General features: G+C 44.6%; 19 protein-coding genes. 6 read left to right on the top strand and 13 right to left on the bottom strand.

Going from position 1 to position 20573, the window contains the following annotated elements; genetic code table 11:
* Positions 1-11 precede the first annotated feature (11 nt).
* The 3 genes from tnpC to tnpA are packed head-to-tail and all read right to left on the bottom strand — an operon-like array spanning position 12 to position 2394.
* A complete protein-coding gene (gene tnpC / locus MY523_RS20015; protein WP_338021696.1) occupies positions 12-1667 on the bottom strand; it encodes an IS66 family transposase in 1656 nt (551 codons plus the stop codon).
* Between the two features lie 35 nt (positions 1668-1702).
* Entirely contained in the window at positions 1703-2068 is a 366-nt protein-coding gene (gene tnpB / locus MY523_RS20010; RefSeq protein WP_250656445.1) for an IS66 family insertion sequence element accessory protein TnpB, read from the bottom strand.
* Positions 2065-2394 carry an IS66 family insertion sequence element accessory protein TnpA gene (gene tnpA / locus MY523_RS20005; protein WP_250656444.1) on the bottom strand — a complete coding sequence of 110 codons (330 nt, stop codon included), beginning with the start codon at positions 2392-2394 and terminating at the stop codon, positions 2065-2067. Before tnpA ends, tnpB begins: the two co-directional genes overlap by 4 nt.
* 74 nt (positions 2395-2468) lie before the next feature.
* On the opposite strand from tnpA, the gene MY523_RS20000 reads away from it, so the two are divergent.
* Positions 2469-2798, top strand: a complete 330-nt coding sequence (locus MY523_RS20000) for a S24 family peptidase (protein WP_256470547.1) — start codon at positions 2469-2471, stop codon at positions 2796-2798.
* Between the two features lie 476 nt (positions 2799-3274).
* Here the strand turns inward: MY523_RS20000 and fic are convergent, their stop codons facing one another.
* The 3 genes from fic to MY523_RS19985 form a co-directional block, all read right to left on the bottom strand.
* Positions 3275-4378 carry a protein adenylyltransferase Fic gene (gene fic, locus MY523_RS19995; RefSeq protein ID WP_250656442.1) on the bottom strand — a complete coding sequence of 368 codons (1104 nt, stop codon included), beginning with the start codon at positions 4376-4378 and terminating at the stop codon, positions 3275-3277.
* Positions 4379-4603: 225 nt separating this feature from the next.
* Positions 4604-5218, bottom strand: a complete 615-nt coding sequence (locus MY523_RS19990) for a TetR/AcrR family transcriptional regulator (protein ID WP_250656441.1) — start codon at positions 5216-5218, stop codon at positions 4604-4606.
* 490 nt (positions 5219-5708) lie between these two features.
* Positions 5709-6725 (bottom strand): IS110 family RNA-guided transposase, encoded by a 1017-nt coding sequence (locus tag MY523_RS19985; RefSeq protein WP_250654847.1) that lies wholly within the window; start codon positions 6723-6725, stop codon positions 5709-5711.
* Between the two features lie 87 nt (positions 6726-6812).
* On the opposite strand from MY523_RS19985, the gene MY523_RS19980 reads away from it, so the two are divergent.
* From MY523_RS19980 to MY523_RS19965, 4 genes are all read left to right on the top strand, one after another.
* Positions 6813-8849: an NADPH-dependent 2,4-dienoyl-CoA reductase gene (locus tag MY523_RS19980; protein WP_250656440.1), complete on the top strand. Its 2037-nt coding sequence runs from the start codon at positions 6813-6815 to the stop codon at positions 8847-8849.
* A 97-nt stretch (positions 8850-8946) separates the two neighbouring features.
* Positions 8947-9753 (top strand): crotonase/enoyl-CoA hydratase family protein, encoded by an 807-nt coding sequence (locus MY523_RS19975; RefSeq protein ID WP_250656439.1) that lies wholly within the window; start codon positions 8947-8949, stop codon positions 9751-9753.
* A 422-nt stretch (positions 9754-10175) separates the two neighbouring features.
* Complete coding sequence (locus MY523_RS19970; protein ID WP_250656438.1) at positions 10176-10517, top strand: helix-turn-helix domain-containing protein; 342 nt, start codon at positions 10176-10178, stop codon at positions 10515-10517.
* Complete coding sequence (locus tag MY523_RS19965) at positions 10510-11739, top strand: type II toxin-antitoxin system HipA family toxin (protein WP_250656437.1); 1230 nt, start codon at positions 10510-10512, stop codon at positions 11737-11739. The genes MY523_RS19970 and MY523_RS19965 overlap by 8 nt, the downstream gene beginning before the upstream one ends.
* Before the next feature lie 786 nt (positions 11740-12525).
* Here the strand turns inward: MY523_RS19965 and MY523_RS19960 are convergent.
* The 5 genes from MY523_RS19960 to MY523_RS19940 form a co-directional block, all read right to left on the bottom strand.
* Positions 12526-13839, bottom strand: a complete 1314-nt coding sequence (locus MY523_RS19960) for an ATP-binding protein (RefSeq protein WP_250658856.1) — start codon at positions 13837-13839, stop codon at positions 12526-12528.
* Positions 13840-14310: 471 nt separating this feature from the next.
* Positions 14311-14781, bottom strand: coding sequence for a hypothetical protein (locus tag MY523_RS19955; protein ID WP_250656436.1), 471 nt, complete (start codon positions 14779-14781; stop codon positions 14311-14313).
* A 130-nt stretch (positions 14782-14911) separates the two neighbouring features.
* Positions 14912-16000 carry a HigA family addiction module antitoxin gene (locus MY523_RS19950; RefSeq protein ID WP_250656435.1) on the bottom strand — a complete coding sequence of 363 codons (1089 nt, stop codon included), beginning with the start codon at positions 15998-16000 and terminating at the stop codon, positions 14912-14914.
* Positions 15993-16337: a hypothetical protein gene (locus MY523_RS19945; protein WP_250656434.1), complete on the bottom strand. Its 345-nt coding sequence runs from the start codon at positions 16335-16337 to the stop codon at positions 15993-15995. The genes MY523_RS19950 and MY523_RS19945 overlap by 8 nt, the downstream gene beginning before the upstream one ends.
* A 288-nt stretch (positions 16338-16625) precedes the next feature.
* The gene (locus MY523_RS19940) at positions 16626-17492 is read right to left on the bottom strand and encodes a YicC/YloC family endoribonuclease (protein WP_250656433.1); all 867 of its coding nucleotides are present in this window, start codon (positions 17490-17492) and stop codon (positions 16626-16628) included.
* Positions 17493-17738: 246 nt separating this feature from the next.
* Between MY523_RS19940 and rph the strand changes: the two genes are divergently transcribed.
* Positions 17739-18455 carry a ribonuclease PH gene (gene rph / locus MY523_RS19935; protein WP_250656432.1) on the top strand — a complete coding sequence of 239 codons (717 nt, stop codon included), beginning with the start codon at positions 17739-17741 and terminating at the stop codon, positions 18453-18455.
* Positions 18456-18543: 88 nt separating this feature from the next.
* On the opposite strand, the gene MY523_RS19930 is transcribed toward rph, so the two are convergent.
* Both MY523_RS19930 and MY523_RS19925 read right to left on the bottom strand, forming a co-directional pair.
* Entirely contained in the window at positions 18544-19035 is a 492-nt protein-coding gene (locus MY523_RS19930; RefSeq protein WP_250656431.1) for a hypothetical protein, read from the bottom strand.
* Positions 19036-19166: 131 nt separating this feature from the next.
* The gene (locus tag MY523_RS19925) at positions 19167-20573 is read right to left on the bottom strand and encodes a TolC family outer membrane protein (RefSeq protein ID WP_250656430.1); all 1407 of its coding nucleotides are present in this window, start codon (positions 20571-20573) and stop codon (positions 19167-19169) included.

The raw sequence follows: 20573 nt of genomic DNA, 5'->3' as shown, positions 1-20573 counted from the left end.
CCTACTAACCCCTAACCATACTGCGGCACATTTTTTGAAAAAGGCTCCTGGTCAACATTCCAAGGCAAGAGTGCTTCTAATTTCTCTACGGTATCAGCATCGGCAATGTTCAATAGTACGTGTCGTATGTAGGCATATGGCTCCAGCCCGTTTGCCTTTGCTGTTTCTACCAGGCTGTAACAGGCTGCACTTGCGCAAGCACCTTTAGGCGTATCGGCAAAAAGCCAGGCTCTTCTTCCTACGGCAAAAGGTCTGATAGCATTTTCTGCCAATGCATTGCTGATATTAAGACGACCATCTTCACAATAAGCGATTAGATAATCCCATTGATTTAAGCAGTAATTGATGGCGGTGTATGTTTGGCTGTCTTTTAGCACTTTGCCTTTGTTCTGCTTCAGCCACAGCTTGAACTCTTCAAGCAAGGGTAAACTCTTTTCCTGCCGGATACGATTTTTCTCTGATACATCCAACTCTTTTATGGACTTCTCAACGGCATAAAGCTTTCGTATTTGCAACACGGCTTGTTCTGCCTTACTTCGTTTGGCGCCTTTCTTTTTTGTGGGCGCTGCACGAACAGCTTCAACAAATTTTCTCCGGCAATGGTCCCAGCAACCAATGCGGATAATGTCATTTTCTTCGCACACTTTGTTGTAGCCTGCATAACCATCTGTCTGCAGGAAACCACAAAAACCTTCCAACAGTCGAACAGGCACGTCACCGGAACGCGATGTATCATATTCAAATAACACTACCGGGGTATCGGGTGGCCCACCTCTGACCACCCACATCCACTTATCAGAGGTGGCGGGTTTCCCGCTTTCTTTCAGTACTTGTATTCGGCTTTCATCAGCTTGCAGGTAATCGCTTTCAAGTTGGACTTCCCGCATCAGGTTGATCAACGGCTTGAATACATTCTCCAGACGGATTACCCAGTTAGCCATATTGGTACGACTCACATCGGCACCATACCGTTTTAAGATGTTTTCGGTACGATACAGTGGTAAGCCATCGGCATACTTGGCTGTTACAATGTGAGCAAGTAAAGAAGGGGTAGCAAAACACTTTCCCAATGGGTGAGTTGGTCGTTGGGCCGCGATGATGGATTCCTCGCCATCATCCTCGAAGACGGCCTTCTCCTGCCAAAATTCGAGGACCTTCAACTGAGCAGGAATAAACTCCAGCTCTTCTTTCACTTTAGTGAAGAAGGTTTTGATAGCATCCGCTTTGTCTTCATCGGACAGACGCAGAAAGATCTGCTCACGGGGGAGTTTGTCGGAAAAGCCACGGTTTCGCTTTTTCTTACGTGGAATCACCCGATCTTCTTCGGGAACGTCATCTTCCAACTCAACAAGCGCTTCTTCCAGTTCGACCTCATCGAAGAAGTCTCCCTGCCAGGGCATCTTTTCACTGCTGGCAGCAAACTTTCTCAAGGTGGCCAGACGCAATTGTTCTTCCATTAGCTGGATAGTCTTTTGCTGCTTGTTGATGAGTTTTTCTTTGTCGCCCAGGTGTTTTTGCTGGGCGTTGAGGAGGGTGTCTTTTTCTTCGAGTTGGCGATCTTGCTCCTCAATTTTTTGATTCTTTTCGGCTAACAACGCAAGCAGCTCCTGAACAGTTGGAGCCGCGTCATTGCGTTGATTTTGCTGAGTTTTTATCGCCTTTTTCATAGCGCGAATTATAGCATACGAGCGATAAAAAGACGCTAAAACACTGATTCATAATGCAGTTTTTTATGCCCTTTCATCAGGCTAATGTCATAACCATCAAGCAGCCAGTTAATCTGTTGACCGGAAAGAGAAATGACGTCTTCACCATGGCGAGGCCAACGAAACTTTTCTTCAGCAAGGGATTTGTAATAGAGCACAAAACCATTATTCTCCCAGAAAAGGCATTTGATTTTATTGCGCTGTCGGTTGGTAAACGCATAAAGCGCACCGTCAAATGGATTATGCGCCAACTCCTGTTCGACAAGTGCTGAAAGCCCTCGTATGCTTTTCCGGAAATCAACGGGATCGCGATACAGAAAAATGGCGGGCATCTCGTAACTGGGGCGAAAGTAGTGCGTCATGATAGACGCTTAATGAGCTGGCACACCAAATCAAAGTTAGTGTCCGAGAGGCCGTCAACAGTCATCCCATTTGGGAAATTAATTGTTAGACCTGACGCTTGCTGAAAACCGAAGCCTCCGGGGAGTACTTTAACAAATTCGCTACCTTGAGTGACTGACGGTGACGATTGAGAAGTACCTTCGAACTTCAGTTTCCAATAGATGAAGCGGTGGTAAATGAGGTCATGTTTTTTACAAAATGTGGTTTGAGGCAGCCCGGATGCTTTCCAGGCGGTAACCTGCTGCATCCAGTAGGTGTTTAATTGATCAAGTTGGCTGTTTTCCATGTCTTTTCTCCCGCGTGTGTGGTTAGGAGAAATTTTCAAGTAGTCGCTGGAAGATTAAAAGGTGCTGATTTAACATCGCTTACAGAGTACTTGGGGAGTCTATGAACCGCAGAATCAAAAATGGTGCAATTTGTATATTCAGAGAATCTTTAGGTGGCTCACGTAACGGTAAAATAGTACTAGTTGAAAACTATGGTAAGAATGACGAGGAATATAATTCATCATTTACAGTTAAAACATATGCGAGTGAAAAAAGAGCAACTGAAGATGGAGAGTGGGAGCATTCTGTTATTTTATTAAGGCCCAACTCTACTGACCCCAATTTCAAAGATATAGTTCTTCATGAAGATGATTGTGAAAACATGCGTATAGTTGGTGAGTTTGTTGCTGTCTTAGATGAGTAGGTTCTTTGCTATCGTGAGGGCAGCACCTACTGAACAGCCCCATGAAAAACTCGATAAAGCTCAAAATTTTAATCCGTCTTGAGCACTAGACTCTGTTTTCTGAAGAGTTAAAGGGGTCGTAACGATTTATTTTTAACCAACCCTGCCCACTCTATTTCTGACCTTTCAACACCGAAAGAATCATCTCTGCAGCATAAAGTGACATTTCTTCTACTGCTTCAAGGCTCACGAATACACCGTCTGTTTTTAAGCGGCACAAACCACAACTATGGGGGTCAGAGTAAAATTTCTTATACTCAGACGTCTATTCGACGTTTTGAAAGGCTTTATCGAGCACGATTTTTGTAAGCATAGTTTGACCATTTTTTCGTAACAGGTATGAGTCAGGCAGCGAAACTCTGTCTCATTTTAGTTAAGACCTTTTCCTCTCGTCATCTGTTCTACTTTGCTGAGGGCTAGGGGAATATTTTTCACGTTCAGAAGGCGCTGATACTATTACTGTCTTTTGTCATTAACGTCATCAATCGTGGGTGTACAAATAATTTTTCCTTTCCTGAATCGAGTTCTTGCAGCACACCAATATCCGCTAACTGCTTTAAATACGTTGAAGCCGTTTGGCGTTTTGCAATATCACGTTCAACAAGATTACTGATACGACAATAGGGTTGCTCAAAAATAAGCTGAACAAGCTCGTAGCTATATATTTTAGGTAGCTGTGTTTTTATGTAATCGGTTGTACTTTCCATAAGAGCTCTAATCGCTGTGATTTTATCGCAAGTCCATATGGCCGTTTGCTCAACACCTTTAAGCATAAATAACAGCCAATCTTCCCAATTCTGATCGTTGGTTACTTGGTTCAACAGGCGATAATAATCTTGTTTGTTATGAACGATGAAACGACTTAAGTACAAAATAGGTAGCGTTAAAAGGCCACATTCAATAAGGTACAAAACGTTTAAAATACGACCGGTTCGGCCATTGCCGTCATAAAATGGGTGTATGGCTTCAAATTGATAATGGCTAACTGCCATTTTTATCAGAGGATCTATATCATCGTCATCATGAAGAAAGCGCTCCCAGTTAGCTAGCAAGTCGCGGATAACGTTTTCTCCAGCAGGCGGTGTATAGATAATGTCTCCAGTCTTCTGATTACCTATAAAAGTCCCCGGCACTTTACGAATTTCCATTTCAGCGTGCTTTAACGTGCTGCATACTTCGATAGCAGTCGCTGTGCAAAGCGGTTTTCTTTCAAGCTGAATGTAGCCTTGGTGTAACGCTGTTCTGTAGCGTAAAGCTTCTTTTGTTGCATGATCGGCACCTTTATCCTCTAGTGCATACTGAAAAAGCTTATCGGTAGTTGTAACAATATTTTCAATTTCTGAACTGTCTTTTGCTTCTAACAAAGGCAGTAAGTTAATTAGCATGCTTTGGTTAGGTATGAGTTCCCCAGCCTTTTTTAACTCTGCTACAGCGGCACGTGCAGAAATACAGGCTTTCAGTACGGATCTAGTTTCTATGAAATCTAGATTTGGTGGCAATGTGGGTAATTGGTTGTAAGGCTGCTCTGCTTGCCTGGTCATGTTTAAATTTCCAGTCTAAATCGACATAAATGAACTATTGGTTCAGTTTATGTCGATTGGATCGACATATCAATTTCATATGTCGATATTTTTCAATTTTTTCGACATAACATTTTTCTGTGTCGATACAATCGACATATCAAGACTCTAATAATTTTTCGGGGTCATAACCTTTCGGAAGATAAAGGGGTCGTAACGATTTATTTTTAACCACGTCTACCAACCCTATTTCTGGCCTTTCAATACCGAAAGAATCATCTCTGCAGCATACAGTGACATTTCTTCTACCGCTTCAAGGCTCACGAAGACACCGTCTGTTTTTAAGCGACACAAACCATGCAGAGTTGCCCAGGTGATTTGTGACATGCGGATTTCGTCAAAGTAGTCTGGCATATCACCGTGCTCTTTGAGCTGACGTATAATGTGGGTATAACGGCGAAATGTCGCATGCCCTTTTTCAGTCAGTTCGGCCGATGGTTCGTTGCGCCAGGTGACCGCGCCAAACATCAGTTCATACTTCTCGGGGTTTTCTGCCGCGTAGCGCACATAAGCGATGACATAGTCCTTTAGCCGCTCTTGAATGGATGTCGCGTCATTGATCCCCGCTTGATCAAGCAGGTCATTTAAGTCATCAAAAGAACGTTCAGCAACCGCACACAACAACGCGTGTTTAGATGAAAAATGATGATAAGGCGCTTGCCGAGATACATTCGAACGCTCAGCCAGTTCGCGCAATGTCAGCCCGTCGATACCGCGTTCACTCAAAAGCTTTTCAGCATTTTCTAGTAAGGTATGACGTAAATTCTGATGGTGATAGGTTTTATTTATGTTCTTTCTCATGCTCTGACCATACCAAACTAATCTTGACACTGTCAAAATAACTGCTATCTTGACACAGTCAAGTTAGTATACACGTTTTTGAAAACATAAGAGGTCACCCATAAGTCGCTAGTTTGTCAATAGCACGAGTTTGAACGAAGCGCGTCGTGGCACCCATGCCTAAATATAAACTGTTTTGGCTGTCATGAAGTACACCTGATTTTAGTTGTGTTGTGCTACTTCAAAATGAAGTGCTTCAGTCACCCATCAGGATCAAGGCTAAACGGCTGAGCCCCATAACGCGCAAAGCCGCTTACCCCTGGTATATTCATACCCCATTAAATAATCAGTACCCCTGCATAGCTAATTGGTACAGAGTTAAAGACTCGAAGTCAGTCTCCGGAGAGCTTATGCAGAGGGCACTCCATTAAACCAAATTAGGTTCAGGCGAAGGATATTCAGAGCCCTAGGTTAACCATACCCCTTTTGATCTCATCGCCTGAAAAGCTGTTTAACCAAATGCGAGTTTAATATCAAACATCGTTTTCTCCTTGAGCATGTGATAACACGCTCTCGTTAATTTATTGGCTATCGCTTTCTTGGCAACCATTGTTGGTGATTTCTTCAGCCTGCGTTGATAGGCTCGTTTTATATCAGTATTCCAGATAGATGCATAATGTGCTGCTTCAACAAAAGCCATTGCTAAATATCTATTTCCGTTCTTCGTATTTCCTTTCCCTTTTGATTTACCATTGCTGACCTTATCGGAAGGCACACAACGAGCATAAGATGAATAATTTCCAACACGAGGAAAACGCTCAATTGGTCCAGTCTCAAGCAAAATGGTCATCGCCAGTATTTTTCCAACGCCAGGGATACTAAGTAGAATTGAATACAATTCCCCTTGCTGGCATTCTCTGAGAACAAAATTTTCTATCGTAGTAATTTGCTGAGAGAGTTTTTTCATCATATGCCACTCAGTCAACGCAGTTAGTTGCGCTGCGCTTGTTGAAAAGTGAGCTTTCAGTTCTGCTTCTGTAAGATGTTTTATCTTATTCGCATTAAGCCTCTCACCTGTGTGCCGGTTAATCATGCTTTGTAAACTAAGGTGATGAGCGGTTCGTTGCTTAACCAGCAAGAGCCTTCTCCTTAGTAGATCGCGAATAGCACGTAAAGCTTTAGGGTAAATATATCCCGTAGGAAGTATGCCTAATCTTAGTAGGTGAGCTAAATAACGCGCATCCGTTAAATCATTCGTGTATTTCAATCCGCTGTATTGTTGAATGGCAAGCGTATTAGCTAGATGAACTGGATAGCCTTCATCCATTAGACCATCAACAAGCCAATACCAATTGTATGTCGATTCAACAACTATTCCGAAAATGTCTGATTGGTAGGGTGCTAGTAGTTTAGAGATATCATTGAGATCATTATCTAAACGCTTTTCTTGAACAATAGTATCGTTATCGTTGATTAACGATACAACGCTATTGTTGCTATGAAGATCGATTCCGCAGTAAAGTTGCATAAGCCGTCTCCTTTGTTGAGTGTAAGCCCTCTCGAGTATACCTCTGGATGCCTCGGCGAGGGAGGCGACTTATGATTTTCAGACTGTATGAGCAATCAACCATACCCCCACATGATGGAACCTTTAGACTTGGGTTTCACCACGTTGAAAAATCGAGTCATTATGGGCTCTATGCACACTGGCCTTGAAGACCGTTTTTGGCACATGGATAAATTAGCTGCTTACTTTGCCGAACGTGCAAAAGGTGGCGCAGCTTTGGTGATTACAGGGGGCTATAACCCAAACAAACGTGGCTGGTTCTACCCAAGTGCCGGCTTGTTTAATAGCTATTTAGACATTCCTAACCATCGCAAAGTCACCAACGCGGTTCATAAAGAAGGCGGCAAAATTGCTTTACAGATTTTGCATGCGGGTCGATACAGCTATCACCCATTTTCACATTCGGCTTCGGCTAAAAAAGCGGCGATTAACCCATTTAAGCCAAAAGCCATGTCGGATAAACAGATTCGTTCCACCATCAAAGACTTTGCAAAAACAGCGCGCCTAGCAAAACTCGCAAACTATGACGGTGTTGAGGTCATGGGCAGTGAAGGCTACCTGATTAACCAATTTATGGCGCCGCACGTTAACCAGCGAAAAGATAAATGGGGCGGCAGCATCGAAAACCGTATGCGCTTCCCTGTCGAGATCGTCAAAGCCATCCGCAAAGCCGTGGGCGAAGAGTTTATTATCTTATTCCGTTTATCCATGATGGAACTGGTAGAAGGCGGAATGACGGCCCAAGAAATTGTCCAAACGGCCAAGGCGCTTGAAGACGCGGGTGTCACGATTATGAACACCGGCATCGGCTGGCATGAAGCGCGCGTTCCGACCATCGTGACCTCTGTGCCACGCGCAGCCTTCCGTGAAGCAACCGCACGTGTCAAGAAAGAGCTGTCTATTCCTGTATGTGCGTCTAACCGAATTAACACGCCCGATGTCGCGGAAGATATTATTGCCTCGGGAGACGCAGATTTAGTATCTATGGCGCGTCCGTTTTTGGCCGACCCGCACTTCGTCAACAAAGCGGCAGAAGGCCGTGCAGACGAAATCAATATTTGTATCGCCTGTAACCAAGCCTGTCTCGACCATACCTTTCAGATGAAGCGTGCATCTTGCTTGGTAAACCCTCAAGCTTGTCACGAGACTGAACTCGTTTATATTCCTGTAACCAACAAGAAAAAAGTAGCGGTGATTGGTGCAGGCCCCGCGGGTCTGTCAGCGTCTACTGTTGCGGCTGAACGTGGCCATGATGTTACGCTGTATGACATGGCCAGTGAAATTGGTGGTCAGTTTAACTATGCTAAGCAGATTCCGGGCAAAGAAGAATTCTATGAGATGATCAAGTACTACGCGCGTCGAGTAGAGGTTTCGGGGGTTAATTTGAAACTCGACACCAAGGTGGATGCTGAACATCTTGAACAATCAGGCTATGACGAAGTCATTGTCGCGACGGGTATTAACCCACGTCTGCCCCCCATCGAAGGCATCGAGCATAAGAAAGTTCTGTCGTACTTAGATGTACTAACAGGCGCGAAAGTGGGCAAAAAAGTGGCGGTGATCGGTGCCGGCGGTATTGGTTTTGATGTCGCAGAGTTCCTTGTTCATCCAGGCGCAAAAGCAGACAGCAAGCCACGGCCGCAAACGGTAGAAGAGTGGAGTGAAGAATGGGGCGTGGATATTGATAGTAACAACCCAGGCCACCTAGTGGAAAGAAAGCCACACGCACCCGCGCGCGAAGTTTATTTGCTTCAACGTAAGAAAAGCCCTTTAGGTGCCGGTTTGAACAAAACATCAGGGTGGGTGCACCGTGCTGTATTGAAAATGAAAGACGTCGAGATGATCGGTGGCGTCAGCTACGATAAGATCGATGACAAAGGTTTGCACATCACAGTAGATGGCGAGCAGCGTGTGCTAGATGTCGATAATATCGTGATCTGTGCGGGTCAAGAGTCGCGCAAAGAACTCTACAATGAAGACTCACCCACGATGAACTTCCACCTGATTGGTGGCGCTGAATTTGCCGGAGAACTCGACGCGAAACGCGCCATTAAGCAAGGTGCCGAGCTAGCTGCTGAGCTTTAGTACCTAGCTAGCGCATAGCACTAAAAAATTGTGAGGGCTTCGGCTCTCACGCTTAACGCACTATCTCTAAAACAATAAATAACTAGAACTGGACGTCATGAAATTTAATCACATTATCTACAAGGTCGAAGACGGCATCGCACACGTTATCCTCAACCGACCTGAGAAGTACAACGCGTTTAATTTCGACTTAATGTGCGACATCGTCAACGTGCAAAAAGTGATCAAAAAAGACCGTGATATCCGCGTTGTCATTATCTCAGGCAAGGGTGAGCACTTTAGTTCGGGTATAGACATTAAAAGCATCATGGGTCAGCCTATTCAATTTTTTAAAATTGGTTGGAAGTTAAACCCTTTTGGTACCAACATGGCGCAACGCTTTTGTATTGGTTGGCACCGCCTTCCCGTACCCGTTATCTGTGTCATGCATGGTATCAGTTACGGCATGGCGATGACCTTAGCACTAGGCGCCGATATGCGTTATGCACGCCCTGACACGGAGCTTGCCATCATGGAAGCGAAGTGGGGTATGGTTCCCGATATGGCGGGGCTACAAACCATTCGAAGCACGATCTCGCAAGATGTCGCCAACGAACTCATCATGACCGGTGACCCGATTACCGCAGATAAAGCCCTTGAGTATGGCTTGGTGACTCGCGTAGTTGAAGACCCCATGGCCGAAGCATTGGCGATGGCTGAAAAGCTAAAAGCACGATCACCCGATGCAACCGCAGCGATTAAGTTTACCAATCAAAAAAGCTGGAACGGATCAACAAGGGCTTTACTAGCGCGTGAAACCCTTTATCAAATCGCTCAGCTTATCAGTAAGAACTGGCGCATCATGGACATTCGAAACCGCAAAGACCCGAACAAACCTTTCGTAAAGCGTCAATATTGGTGGTGATGTGGGGTGAAGGCTAGCCTAGCTAGGCTGTTTTTAAGTAATCCCACAAAAAAGCCCTGCACTTACAACCAAGTGACAGGGCTTTTTTGTGGGATTTAGCCCGTGCAGAAAATCGAGACGCCAAACAGTAAATGGACCACTATCCGTTTGGCGTATGGGGGTAAAGGTATGGAAAAGTGTGTGGCGGCTGTTGATTTAACTTAAAACTGGGTACGGTTTTTTGTAAGAGAGCTATTCTAATTACTGCCCCATTGTCCAATTTGCCCCACAGTAAATGAGCGCATGCGTTATTTTATATCTATATTTATATATCAATACAAACTCAACGATATGCAATAACTAATCAGTCTTGTGATATTGGGATTAGGATGATATGTTTTTGTATATATTTATTCTTAAATAATCCATTAAGGCGTATCGAAATGAGCTATGTCACAGAGCAGATAATAGAAAGTCTTCGAGACGCTCGGGGGCGAAAGGGGCTTAGCCAGAGAGAGTTAAGTGCTCGCTCGGGTGTGCCTCAAAGCCATATTTCGAAAATCGAGTCTGGCGGCGTTGATTTAAGAATGTCCAGTTTGATTGCTTTGGCCCGCGTGCTCGACCTAGAGCTATTTGTTGCGCCTAAAAAGTCTGTGCCAGCTATCAAGTCGATTATTCGAAGTGGCCAAGGTACTTATCACAATGGGTCAAACAATAACGGCATCAACGATGAAGCTGAGCAAATGTCGCCCGCATATCAGTTAGAGGCAGACGACGATGACTAATCATGTCTCTACGCTCAACGTTTTGCTCTATGGCGAACCCATCGCAACGATCACTAACGTGGGCAATGACAGAACGCTTTTTGCCTTTATGGATTCGTATATTAATGATGAATCACGACCTGTTTTAGGGCTTGGCTTTAAAGATTCGTTAGGTAGTTTGCTGACCAACTTTAAACCTATCCAGACCAAGTTAACTCCGTTTTTCTCCAACCTTTTGCCAGAAGAAGCAATGCGTCATTACCTAGCAGAGCGTGCCGGTGTGAACCCTGCGCGGGAGTTTTTTCTATTGTGGGTATTAGGGCAGGATTTAGCAGGCGCGATTACGGTTGAACCAGCCGATGGTGAAGCGCTGCCGCCTAACGCGCATCAAGACATTGACGATGAAACGAAAATTGAAGCCCCAATGCGGTTTTCGTTAGCGGGTGTACAGTTGAAGTTTTCAGCCGTACAACAGGCGAACGGTGGCTTGACGATTCCAGCGACAGGTAAGGGTGGCTCTTGGATTGTGAAATTGCCATCGTCTCGATTTGACGCTGTGCCAGAGAATGAATATTCGATGATGGAACTGGCTCGAATGTTGGGAATGGATGTGCCGGAAACTCAGCTACTTCCCATTAGTCAGATTGCTAATGTTCCACAAGGCGTTGGACAGTTTGGTGATGCTTTTAAAAATGCTCAGGCCTTTGTGATCAAGCGCTTTGATCGTGCAGGTGATCAAGCCGTACACATTGAAGATTTTGCGCAAGTGTTTGGTGTCTATCCTCAAGATAAGTATAAAAAAGCCAGTATGCGCAATATTGCTCAGGTTATCGGCATCGAAGGCCAAGAAGAAGACATCGCAGAATTTACTCGCAGATTGGTGTTCAATACCCTGATTGGCAATGCAGATATGCATTTGAAAAATTGGTCTGTGATCTACAAAGACAAGCGCACTGCATCCATTGCGCCCGCTTATGATTTTGTCTCAACCATCCCTTATATCCCCGATGATAGTACGTCGTTAAAGGTTAGCCGTAGCAAAAAATTCAGTGATTTCACGCTGGATGAGTTATCACACTTAGCGGCTAAAGCCATGCTGCCAGAAAAATTGGTCTTAGATACTGCCAAGCAAACCGTAGCAGGCTTTCATGAGGTATGGGCGAAAGAAAAGTCGCATTTACCGCTTACCAAACAGATGATTAAAGCAATTGAAACGCACTTACGAAATATACCGCTACGCTAAAACGAGAACCGACGCGTACAAAAATGCAGAGGCGTCGGTCATATTGGCGATTTAAGTCTTTGGTACACCAGATTTTCTTACGCAAAAATATAGGTCATTACCATCACTGTATTTTTTGTTTGCTATTGAGTCAAAAAACAGGGCTTGCCCATCATTTTACCCATCACTTAAACAGCAACTGGTAACGGACATCTGTAAACCGATTTGGACGGGGAAATTAAAAAGCCCTGTATTTTCAATACTCTTCACAAGGTAATACAGAGCTTCTAAGACATTCTTGGATGGGTAACTTTCTACCAAGGAAGCTATTCGATGTTTTGGATCTGCTCATTGAGTAGCGGCCTAGAACCTAACAAACTCAACGAGTTATCGAAAAGAAACCGTTCAAAAATACCTGCTCCCCCACCAAGCGGCCCACCACTTGCCTTAGGCTTTTACTGAGTCGTAGTGGTGCTTCTTAGCGATGAAGCATGGAGAAACAGCGCCGCTTTTACGCTGCTGTTAGGGTTGAAAAATAGCAGCTTTGAAAGGCTTTATCGAGCAGAGTTTTGCCATTCTTTTGCATGTGCTTTGAGGTAGCTAAAAGCCAATGGAAAGGCACACTCATTTGAGATGGATATCATCGTATCCCATTCTATAGAAAAAGGCTCAGAATGGACATCATGGAGTTCTTAGTTAGCCCGAGTACCAGACAAATAAGCGGCGGCTCCTCTGACTTAACAGATCTACAGATTGTTGCCAATAAAGTAACTGTGAGCAGACCTTAATGTGATGGGAAAAAAACGGTCACCACTTCAACGGCAAATACTGAGCAAAGTACAAGGGCATGACGATATTGGTTTGCTCTAGCGCGGAAGAACCCTGTGTGCCAGTTAACTTGAATGTTTTGCTCGGCGTGCACTTTTCAATATAGGAGGTCAGCGATTTAGCTCGCGTGCGTTTTCCGCTCTTTACTTCGACTGGAACGATATCACCTTTATCTGTTGCCAGAATAAATTCAATTTCAGCGCGTGCGTCGTGCCACGAGTAACTAGGGTCAACACCGATGGCAGTAAGCTCTTGTTGGACAAAGTTTTCTGCAACGTAACCCTTGTATTCGTAGCTTTGCTGCTTGATCTCCTTGTAACTGCTACCCAGCATATGATTGAGCAGGCCCACATCAAACAGAAACAACTTGACCATATTCTCTTTTTTATAGGCCGCCAGAGGCGACTTCGGCAACCCTTCAACAGGATAGTTCGGCAAGGCTAGGCGGCAACAGGTAAGCCAATGGATTGCGGTTTCAAAATCGCTGTAGCGAGACTTGCGCTCATGTACATGTCTAAATTTAAAACGTTTAACAGACTCATCGCTCACAAGTGATAATTGTGACGGAATACTATTGAACACCGATTCAATCAGTGTCGCATCGACCTTACCCGCATACTTGCCAAAATCGCGGCGATAGCCTTCGACTAAATCAGCATGAATTTTATAAACCTTTTCAACACGCTCTAAAATGCTCGATTCTTTATATTGATACCAAGCAGCAACCGCTTCAGGCATACCACCGGTAAAAAAGTAGTCCGTCAGTTTATCCATCAACCTAGTGTGTACTGCCGGTGTGCTTGCTTGGCTATCAAAGGCTTTGATCAGCGCCTGTTCCTTTGATGCGTAAATAAATTCCTGGAAGGTTAATGGCCGTAAATTGTATTGCTCCACCTTGCCAACAGGGAAAGCATTTAACAAACCAATGTTCGAGCCACTGGCCGCGACAAAATAGGTCGGTGCTTTTTCGGCAAAATACTTTAGCGAGGTAACCGCCCGTTCACACTCACCAATCTCATCCAAAATCAGCAGATCCGTTTCCGGGTTGAACACCTGATTGGTCAGCAGCTCAATATTCATCAACAGTTCGTCAGGTGACAGTGAACCATCGAATGCTTCTTTGTAAGCCGGGTTTTCCAGAAAGTCGATACGAAGGATGTTGGTAAAGCTGCTACCAAACAACTCTTGCAGTAAATAGGTTTTACCCGTTTGCCTCGCGCCATCGATTAATAAGGGCTTGCGCATGGATTTGTTTTTCCATGCCATCAAGGCGTTGAGTAAGGTGCGCTGCATCATCTTGTCCTGCCTGTAAGATCGTTAGCTGGTCAATACTATAACCCAAATTACATTTTTATGCGCATAAAAGTGTAATTTTTATCATTTATATGCGCATAAAAGTGTGTTTGGCATTTGAATCAGTATTGGCAAGCGCTTAGCCACTCAAGCTATATCCATAACCTTTCCTTTGGTCACTGTGTAGCGGATCGTTCAATAAGGTGAACCTTGTTTGCCCACACAGAAATACAGCCCTTCATCACCTGAATGTTTTCTGGGTTCGGCTTTGCTGACCCAATGATGAGCGTGGAAGGAACTGAAAACTACGTTTTGTCTTGGGTACAAGAATGGCAGCAAAAAGTGAGGAGTAAGCTCGTTGAAGCGATGGGCGCGGGATAATTTTTTACCAGCACTCAATCAATCGACCAAGACCGCCTTAATTTGCTTTTGACTTGTTGTGAAAGACCAATAACACGGCTAGCTGGCTTACTAGCCATTATGCCACCATTGAACTAAGCCCCATGAAGCGATGATTATCAGACCAACACCGCAAAGTTGAAGAGCTAACTTCCCTTTTCTTTCAGCAACCATGAACTCTTTGTACTTAGTGGCTAAACCGCCGACCGATTCGTTAGCCCATAAGGGCCCCATTGCAAGAATGAGAAATATACAGCAGACAACAACGACTACCGGAAGCATGGCCATTCCATTTTTCAAAACTGTCGCAGCACCTGAACCAATCCCCCAACCAAGCACAGACCCCGCACATCCCTCGTAAGTTGCTCTGACTTTAGGGGAGTGTTTTTCAAAAAAAAGGCTTATTTTCCCTCTAAAGCGATCCGGCGTTAAGCACAGAGAACCAGTACAAAATATTAGTAAATATGTTAGAGGTTCGAAGGTGAATTTTTGAAGCTCTTGATTGGCAATATCTTTAGCATGGGGCGCATCAAAAGCAGCCAAAAAATAGTACTGCTACTAGAGCTGTGCTTATGATAAATGTTTTAAGCATTTATCCCTCTTTGCGAATAGCTTCCGGTTTAGGTGTTTATCCATATGTATTGAGAATAAGTACTGGATATTATTCCTTTACTCACTCATGCGCCCACTTAAAACGCTGCTTCAAGTCATTGCAGAATTTTACGTTAAGTAACCCCTTGTGCTGGAGCTGCCCTACAACAATCCCTGGAGCGATGCCAACTGATTTGGCAAAAGCTGATATAGAAGTCTTTTTAAAGTCTCTGTCAGAAATAAATTTGGCAAACACTTTTTGCGGAATAAGTTCATGCTCGGCAAAAGTATTCGCCTCGTGTTCTTTTTCTTGATCTAAGCCATTCGTGCCTTCTAGGAATAACTCTTTCTTTCCATGCAGAAGTATGTGCCCAGCCGCATGAAAGAATGTAAACCAAAGATGATCGTCAGTTTTATAACGAAGACTCAACTGAATAATTGCTTTGTCTTTATTTAACCAACGTGTTGCGCCACTAACGCCTGTTTTTGGTAATGCTGGTACGAACACAACCGCAACGCCAGCCATAGCACAATGCTCTCGCATCGCTGGTACAAAGTGCGCAGGGTCTTCTGTTGTCAAAGCTCTAATTTGATCAAGTGATTCTCTGAACTTAGCTTTGTTATACGGTGCACAGTTAATGTCAGCGGCTTCCAATTCACCCTGCCTTAACCAAGCTGACACGGCTTCAGGAAATACCTCGTGTGTTTGGTTTTGGCGATAAGCAACATTGAGGTTAGGCCACATATCATCCCATTGCTCAACATTGGCTATGCCAAAAAAACGCAGCACTTCTACAAGCTGCTGCTTCTTATCTTTGACCTTCTCAATCCAGTTCATTTTGGCCATCGAATTAACCGGAATACGAGTTAGCCAATCCAAGTCTCGTTCAAGCCTCTCTTCCTCAGCCTGACGTGCCAGTATCTCCTGATAATGAGCTTCAAGATTCAACCAGTAATCCACTGGCATACCTAATGCCCGTTCAAACTTAATCGCCGTTTCTGGAGTGATAACTGACTTGGCTTTTAGTATTGAGATAATGTGTTTTGGTGTAATGCCTGTACGTTTAGCCAACTCCTGCTGGGTCATACCCCTTAGCTCTAACTCAACACTGAGAACTTCACCAGGGGAGACCGCATAATCGGGCTGAAACTCATTCTGTATATCAACCATGGGTATCCTCCACACCTATAATTTCTATTGCTGTAACTTGATCCCAATCCAAACCACCTTCTGGTCTCATTGGTACGGGGTCGTTTATCGGTTTAAATAGAAGTCTATACGGATGATCCAAATCCACTGATAATTGCCCCTTTTTATTACCTTTCAGTTCATGACAGCGGCGAGGCGGACTATAAGGTGGAGCGAAAATTCCCAGATTGGGCGCAGCCCTTAACTGGGTCATAATGACTTTTAAGAGTGCAGTGCGTCTGGGGCCATGGGTTTTAGCCATTACCTTCGCTTCACTGAGCTGCTTTTTTAGCTTCTTGCTGGAAAACGCAATATCCATATATTTTTTATTAACCCATCAGGTTAATTATTTTAACAAATGACTTTACTTTTGTCATTGAGATTATTCTGACTTTAGATGTAACGCCCGCTTTTAGCTTGGCTTTGATTTGTTCATCATTCACCCCTAAGTGCCCATATGGTGACAGATGATGAAAATATGGATATAGCCATTTTATTTGCCACCAATTCTGTCACCATAAAAATGCAATCCTAAGCAACCGAAAGAAAGGCCACGAAACTTACAACTGACTTATATCATTAATTTTTTTATAAAGTTCATAAAGTCTCACTCAACGTTTTGCACTTGCTCTCGCATCTGCTCGATCAGCACTTTGAGCTCTACCGCGGCATTCGTGGTATCGGTCACAATAGACTTTGACGAAAGGGTATTTGCTTCCCGGTTAAGCTCTTGCATCAAGAAGTCTAGACGACGTCCAATTGCTCCCTTTTTGCCAAGCACTGAGCGAACTTCCTTTACATGTGCATCGAGTCGATCCAACTCTTCAGCGACATCTGTTTTTTGCGCCAACAGCACCATCTCTTGCTCGACTCTCGCGGCATCAAGCTCTAGCTTGGCGTCTTCAAAACGGGCCAAAATATTCTCTCGCTGCGCCGCCAGTATTTCAGGAAGTTTTCCTCTCACTTCTGCCACAATCGCACTGGTCGCATCAAGTCGCTGATCAAACAAAGGTTTCAACTGCTCTCCTTCACGTTTGCGAGTCGCAACCAAGGTTTTTAGTGCCTGATCAAATAACGCCAACGCTGACGTTTTTATCGGCGCGGCATCAACCTGTGCCGTTTTCATCACGCCCGGCCACTGGAGCAGTTCTAAGGCATTGAGGTGAGCGGGGTTATCGAGAATGCGATTTACCTGATTAGCCGCTTGGTTGATATCTTTAACCAGCTCTATATTGAGATCAAAGCCTTCGCCGCTCTGCTCTGCTGGCTGCCACCGCAAAGCACACTCGACCTTTCCGCGATTAAGATGCTTGCGCAAGCCTTCACGCAAACCCGGCTCAATCTCACGTAAATTTTCAGGCAGCTTGAAGTGCGGTTCGAGATAACGATGGTTGACTGATCTTATTTCCCACGTCAACGTCCCCCAGTCACCCTGTGATGTCTCGCGGGCAAAGGCTGTCATACTCTGAATCATTCACTTTTCCTCAAACTGCTGCATGGGTTATCCGGCCTCGACCGGTAATTCTGAATTTATTTTACCCAGTTAATCACCAGAAACCCACCTCTATCACTCGATAGCATCCGTTGACCCGGCAACGCGGTTATTTTTTTCATTACTTTGCAACGTTAAATGCTAAAATGCTCATCAACGTCAAACCCTTCCCTATCACACCTATGAATTATAGGTGTGATATCAACCTTTTGTATTAGGATACAACGAATGAGACCGAGCGGACGCGCGCCAGAACAAGCCAGAGACATCAAAATCACCCGCAATTACACCAAGCACGCTGAAGGTTCAGTGCTTATCGAGTTTGGTGACACCAAGGTCATTTGTACCGCCAGTGTTGACGAGTCTGTTCCTCGTTTTCTGAGAGGGCAAGGCAAAGGCTGGGTAACGGCTGAATATGGCATGCTTCCTCGCTCAACCGGTTCGCGCATGTCTCGTGAGGCTGCACGTGGAAAGCAAACCGGACGAACCGTTGAAATCCAGCGACTCATTGGCCGCTCACTTAGAGCCGCGGTAGATCTGGAAGCCCTTGGCGAACGACAAATCTCTATCGATTGTGATGTTATTCAGGCAGACGGCGGCACTCGAACAGCCTCGATTACCGGTGGCTGCGTTGCACTTGCAGATGCTCTTCAAGGGTTGGTTGAAAAAGGGAAGCTGGATAAGTCTCCACTCAAGCAGATGATAGGCGCAGTATCTGTCGGCATCTATGAAGGCCACCCGGTGTTAGACCTTGATTACCCGGAAGATTCTGCGGCAGAAACAGACATGAACGTTGTGATGACCGATAAAGGTGGATTTATTGAAGTACAAGGCACCGCAGAAGGCGAGTCATTCAATCAGGAAGAGTTTGATGCCATGCTGACGCTGGCCAAAAAAGGCATTGAAGAGTTATTTGAGCTTCAGCAGGCAGCGCTGGCGGAGTAATAATCTCCGACTACCAGAGATGCAAATAAAAAAGAGGCTGACTCGCCTCTTTTTTATTTATGAAGCGTAATCTCTGGATAATCTGACATTACCTTCTCCTTATTCCTTTAAAGATACTCTCTGCATCACCACCCTCAGATTCAATTAGGTAATACGTGGTTGCCGACTCTGGCTCAGCATAGTATATCCGTTCAACCCCTGAGTTATCCTTAAGATAAAATGCAATAAGCTCCTCGTGTGCAATAGCCCTATGCTCAGATACACCTGCAAGCACTGCTTTTCTGGCACGTGCAATCTCCTCATTTTTAGGGGTATCAAAACCATAAAGTTGCTTGACCAAGCTGACAGCATCTAAGCCGTATAACTTGGCTTCCTCAAGACTTGAGGCAACCACCAAGCTTGTATAGCCTTCGGTATTTCGGACCAACATAAAGTCGCCTATCAGCAATTTATCTTGCTCGGTAACTTTTAGAGGGAGTTCATACTGCCCAGTGACGGCAGGGATATCTAAGTGGGCTTGCTCTACAAGAGAGCATGAACTCAGCAAGAATAGCTGGCTCAGCATGACAAGACGTTTCATATGCACCTCCATTTGCTGCTAAACGCTTACGGAGGTAATGATACACAATAAAAGGCAGGCCCGTCATCACCATATTGGCGAGGGAAACTAGCGGAGTAATGGTCAGGTCAAGTTTTAGCTACTAGATATTATTATCCATCACTAAACACCAAGCTATCCCTGTCCACAACCCCTACCAGGCGCTTTAACTCAATGATATTACTAACATAATCATAAGTAGCATCTATAAGCGTCCTTTTTGCCAGAAACATGGCTTTTTGGGCCTGCAATACATCCACGGCGTTTCTGATGCCCATTCGATACCCAGCTTTTACAGCCTTTAGCGCTTCTTCATGAGAGTTAACCGTCAGCTTAAGCATATTCACCGACGCCACATCTGCATGAATTGTTCTGAATAGTGTGGCAGTATTTTGCTCAATCTCTCGAATCTTATCCAGATACCTTAGCTTTGACTCGTCTAAACGTAGCGCTGCTTCTCTGCTTCTAGAGCTAGCAGCGCCCCCCTGAAACAGTTTCATATTAAGATTCAAAGAAAGTGTTGATGTATCTGACATTGCCTTCCCATACCCACCTACACCGCTATCATCAGCAAAGTAAGACGCAGAAATACTGATTGTTGGCATGTGTTCAGACCTCGCGGCATTTTTATTTTCTTTTGCTGCTGCAATCTCTATGTTGGCCACTTTTATTTCTGCATTGTTTTGCATCGCTAAGTCTTTCCAAAACTTTTCATTTCCAGGCTTAATTTCTTCAACGATTAGCGAGTCAAATACGGGCTGAACCTCAATATCCCCTCTCCCTGTCAAGCCAATCAACTCTTCACGCCTTGCTTGCAAGCGGTTATTGGCCTGAATAATTCTCACCCGAATGCGATCCAGTGCCGCTTTGACTTCATAAACGTCAGTCATATCAACCAAACCTGCTTCAAAATGACGTTGCAACTGCTCAGACTGTTTTTTTACTGCACGTTTTTCTGCTTGCAAACTTGTTAGCTCATTCATTTCACGCAAAACATTAAAATAACTTGTAGTCACACGAGTAATCAGGTCTTGCTCTGCTTTAACCTGCTCCCACTCCTGCTGATTAAAAAGTGCCTGTCCTTGCTTATAGCGATACCATTTTTGAGGATCAAACAACGGTTGATTGAGTTCCGCAGAGTAACCAATAGCATTATAATCGTTAGATACTTGCCCTGTAACAGGCGCCAACACACCTGCTGGGCCAAGTGTGTTGCCTATAAAGGCATCTTCATTTGAAGTGTGAACTTTACGGGTATTCCCACTAACAGATAATGTTGGCAGTAATGCAGCCCTCGACTGCGGTAACACCTCTTTCGCCGCCATAATAGACAGTTCCTGCGTCTTAAAAGCAGGGTCATGGCTACGAGCCATGTCATAAATTTCAAGTAACGTATGTGCACTAGCATGCGGTGCTAACAACCACAAAACAACACCAAAAACGAACGTTAGAGGCGTTAATGCCACCACATTTAAGATCGTTGCTTTTAAAAGTTCAGCCTTTAATAAAGTCCTTTTCAT

The sequence above is a fragment of the Alkalimarinus coralli genome, assembly GCF_023650515.1.
In the GTDB taxonomy this organism is placed as follows: domain Bacteria; phylum Pseudomonadota; class Gammaproteobacteria; order Pseudomonadales; family Oleiphilaceae; genus Alkalimarinus; species Alkalimarinus coralli.
The sequence above is the reverse complement of the archived record's forward strand: the minus strand, read 5'-3'. Positions and strand labels throughout refer to the sequence as shown.

Excerpts from the sequence above, each read along its gene's own strand:
- tnpC (WP_338021696.1), bottom strand. The coding sequence starts at position 1,667 with ATGAAAAAGGCGATAAAAACTCAGCAAAATCAACGCAATGACGCGGCT.
- tnpB (WP_250656445.1), bottom strand. The coding sequence starts at position 2,068 with ATGACGCACTACTTTCGCCCCAGTTACGAGATGCCCGCCATTTTTCTG.
- tnpA (WP_250656444.1), bottom strand. The coding sequence starts at position 2,394 with ATGGAAAACAGCCAACTTGATCAATTAAACACCTACTGGATGCAGCAG.
- fic (WP_250656442.1), bottom strand. The coding sequence starts at position 4,378 with ATGACCAGGCAAGCAGAGCAGCCTTACAACCAATTACCCACATTGCCA.
- MY523_RS19990 (WP_250656441.1), bottom strand. The coding sequence starts at position 5,218 with ATGAGAAAGAACATAAATAAAACCTATCACCATCAGAATTTACGTCAT.
- MY523_RS19985 (WP_250654847.1), bottom strand. The coding sequence starts at position 6,725 with ATGCAACTTTACTGCGGAATCGATCTTCATAGCAACAATAGCGTTGTA.
- MY523_RS19980 (WP_250656440.1), top strand. The coding sequence starts at position 6,813 with ATGAGCAATCAACCATACCCCCACATGATGGAACCTTTAGACTTGGGT.
- MY523_RS19975 (WP_250656439.1), top strand. The coding sequence starts at position 8,947 with ATGAAATTTAATCACATTATCTACAAGGTCGAAGACGGCATCGCACAC.
- MY523_RS19970 (WP_250656438.1), top strand. The coding sequence starts at position 10,176 with ATGAGCTATGTCACAGAGCAGATAATAGAAAGTCTTCGAGACGCTCGG.
- MY523_RS19965 (WP_250656437.1), top strand. The coding sequence starts at position 10,510 with ATGACTAATCATGTCTCTACGCTCAACGTTTTGCTCTATGGCGAACCC.
- MY523_RS19960 (WP_250658856.1), bottom strand. The coding sequence starts at position 13,839 with ATGCAGCGCACCTTACTCAACGCCTTGATGGCATGGAAAAACAAATCC.
- MY523_RS19950 (WP_250656435.1), bottom strand. The coding sequence starts at position 16,000 with ATGGTTGATATACAGAATGAGTTTCAGCCCGATTATGCGGTCTCCCCT.
- MY523_RS19945 (WP_250656434.1), bottom strand. The coding sequence starts at position 16,337 with ATGGATATTGCGTTTTCCAGCAAGAAGCTAAAAAAGCAGCTCAGTGAA.
- MY523_RS19940 (WP_250656433.1), bottom strand. The coding sequence starts at position 17,492 with ATGATTCAGAGTATGACAGCCTTTGCCCGCGAGACATCACAGGGTGAC.
- rph (WP_250656432.1), top strand. The coding sequence starts at position 17,739 with ATGAGACCGAGCGGACGCGCGCCAGAACAAGCCAGAGACATCAAAATC.
- MY523_RS19930 (WP_250656431.1), bottom strand. The coding sequence starts at position 19,035 with ATGAAACGTCTTGTCATGCTGAGCCAGCTATTCTTGCTGAGTTCATGC.
- MY523_RS19925 (WP_250656430.1), bottom strand. The coding sequence starts at position 20,573 with ATGAAAAGGACTTTATTAAAGGCTGAACTTTTAAAAGCAACGATCTTA.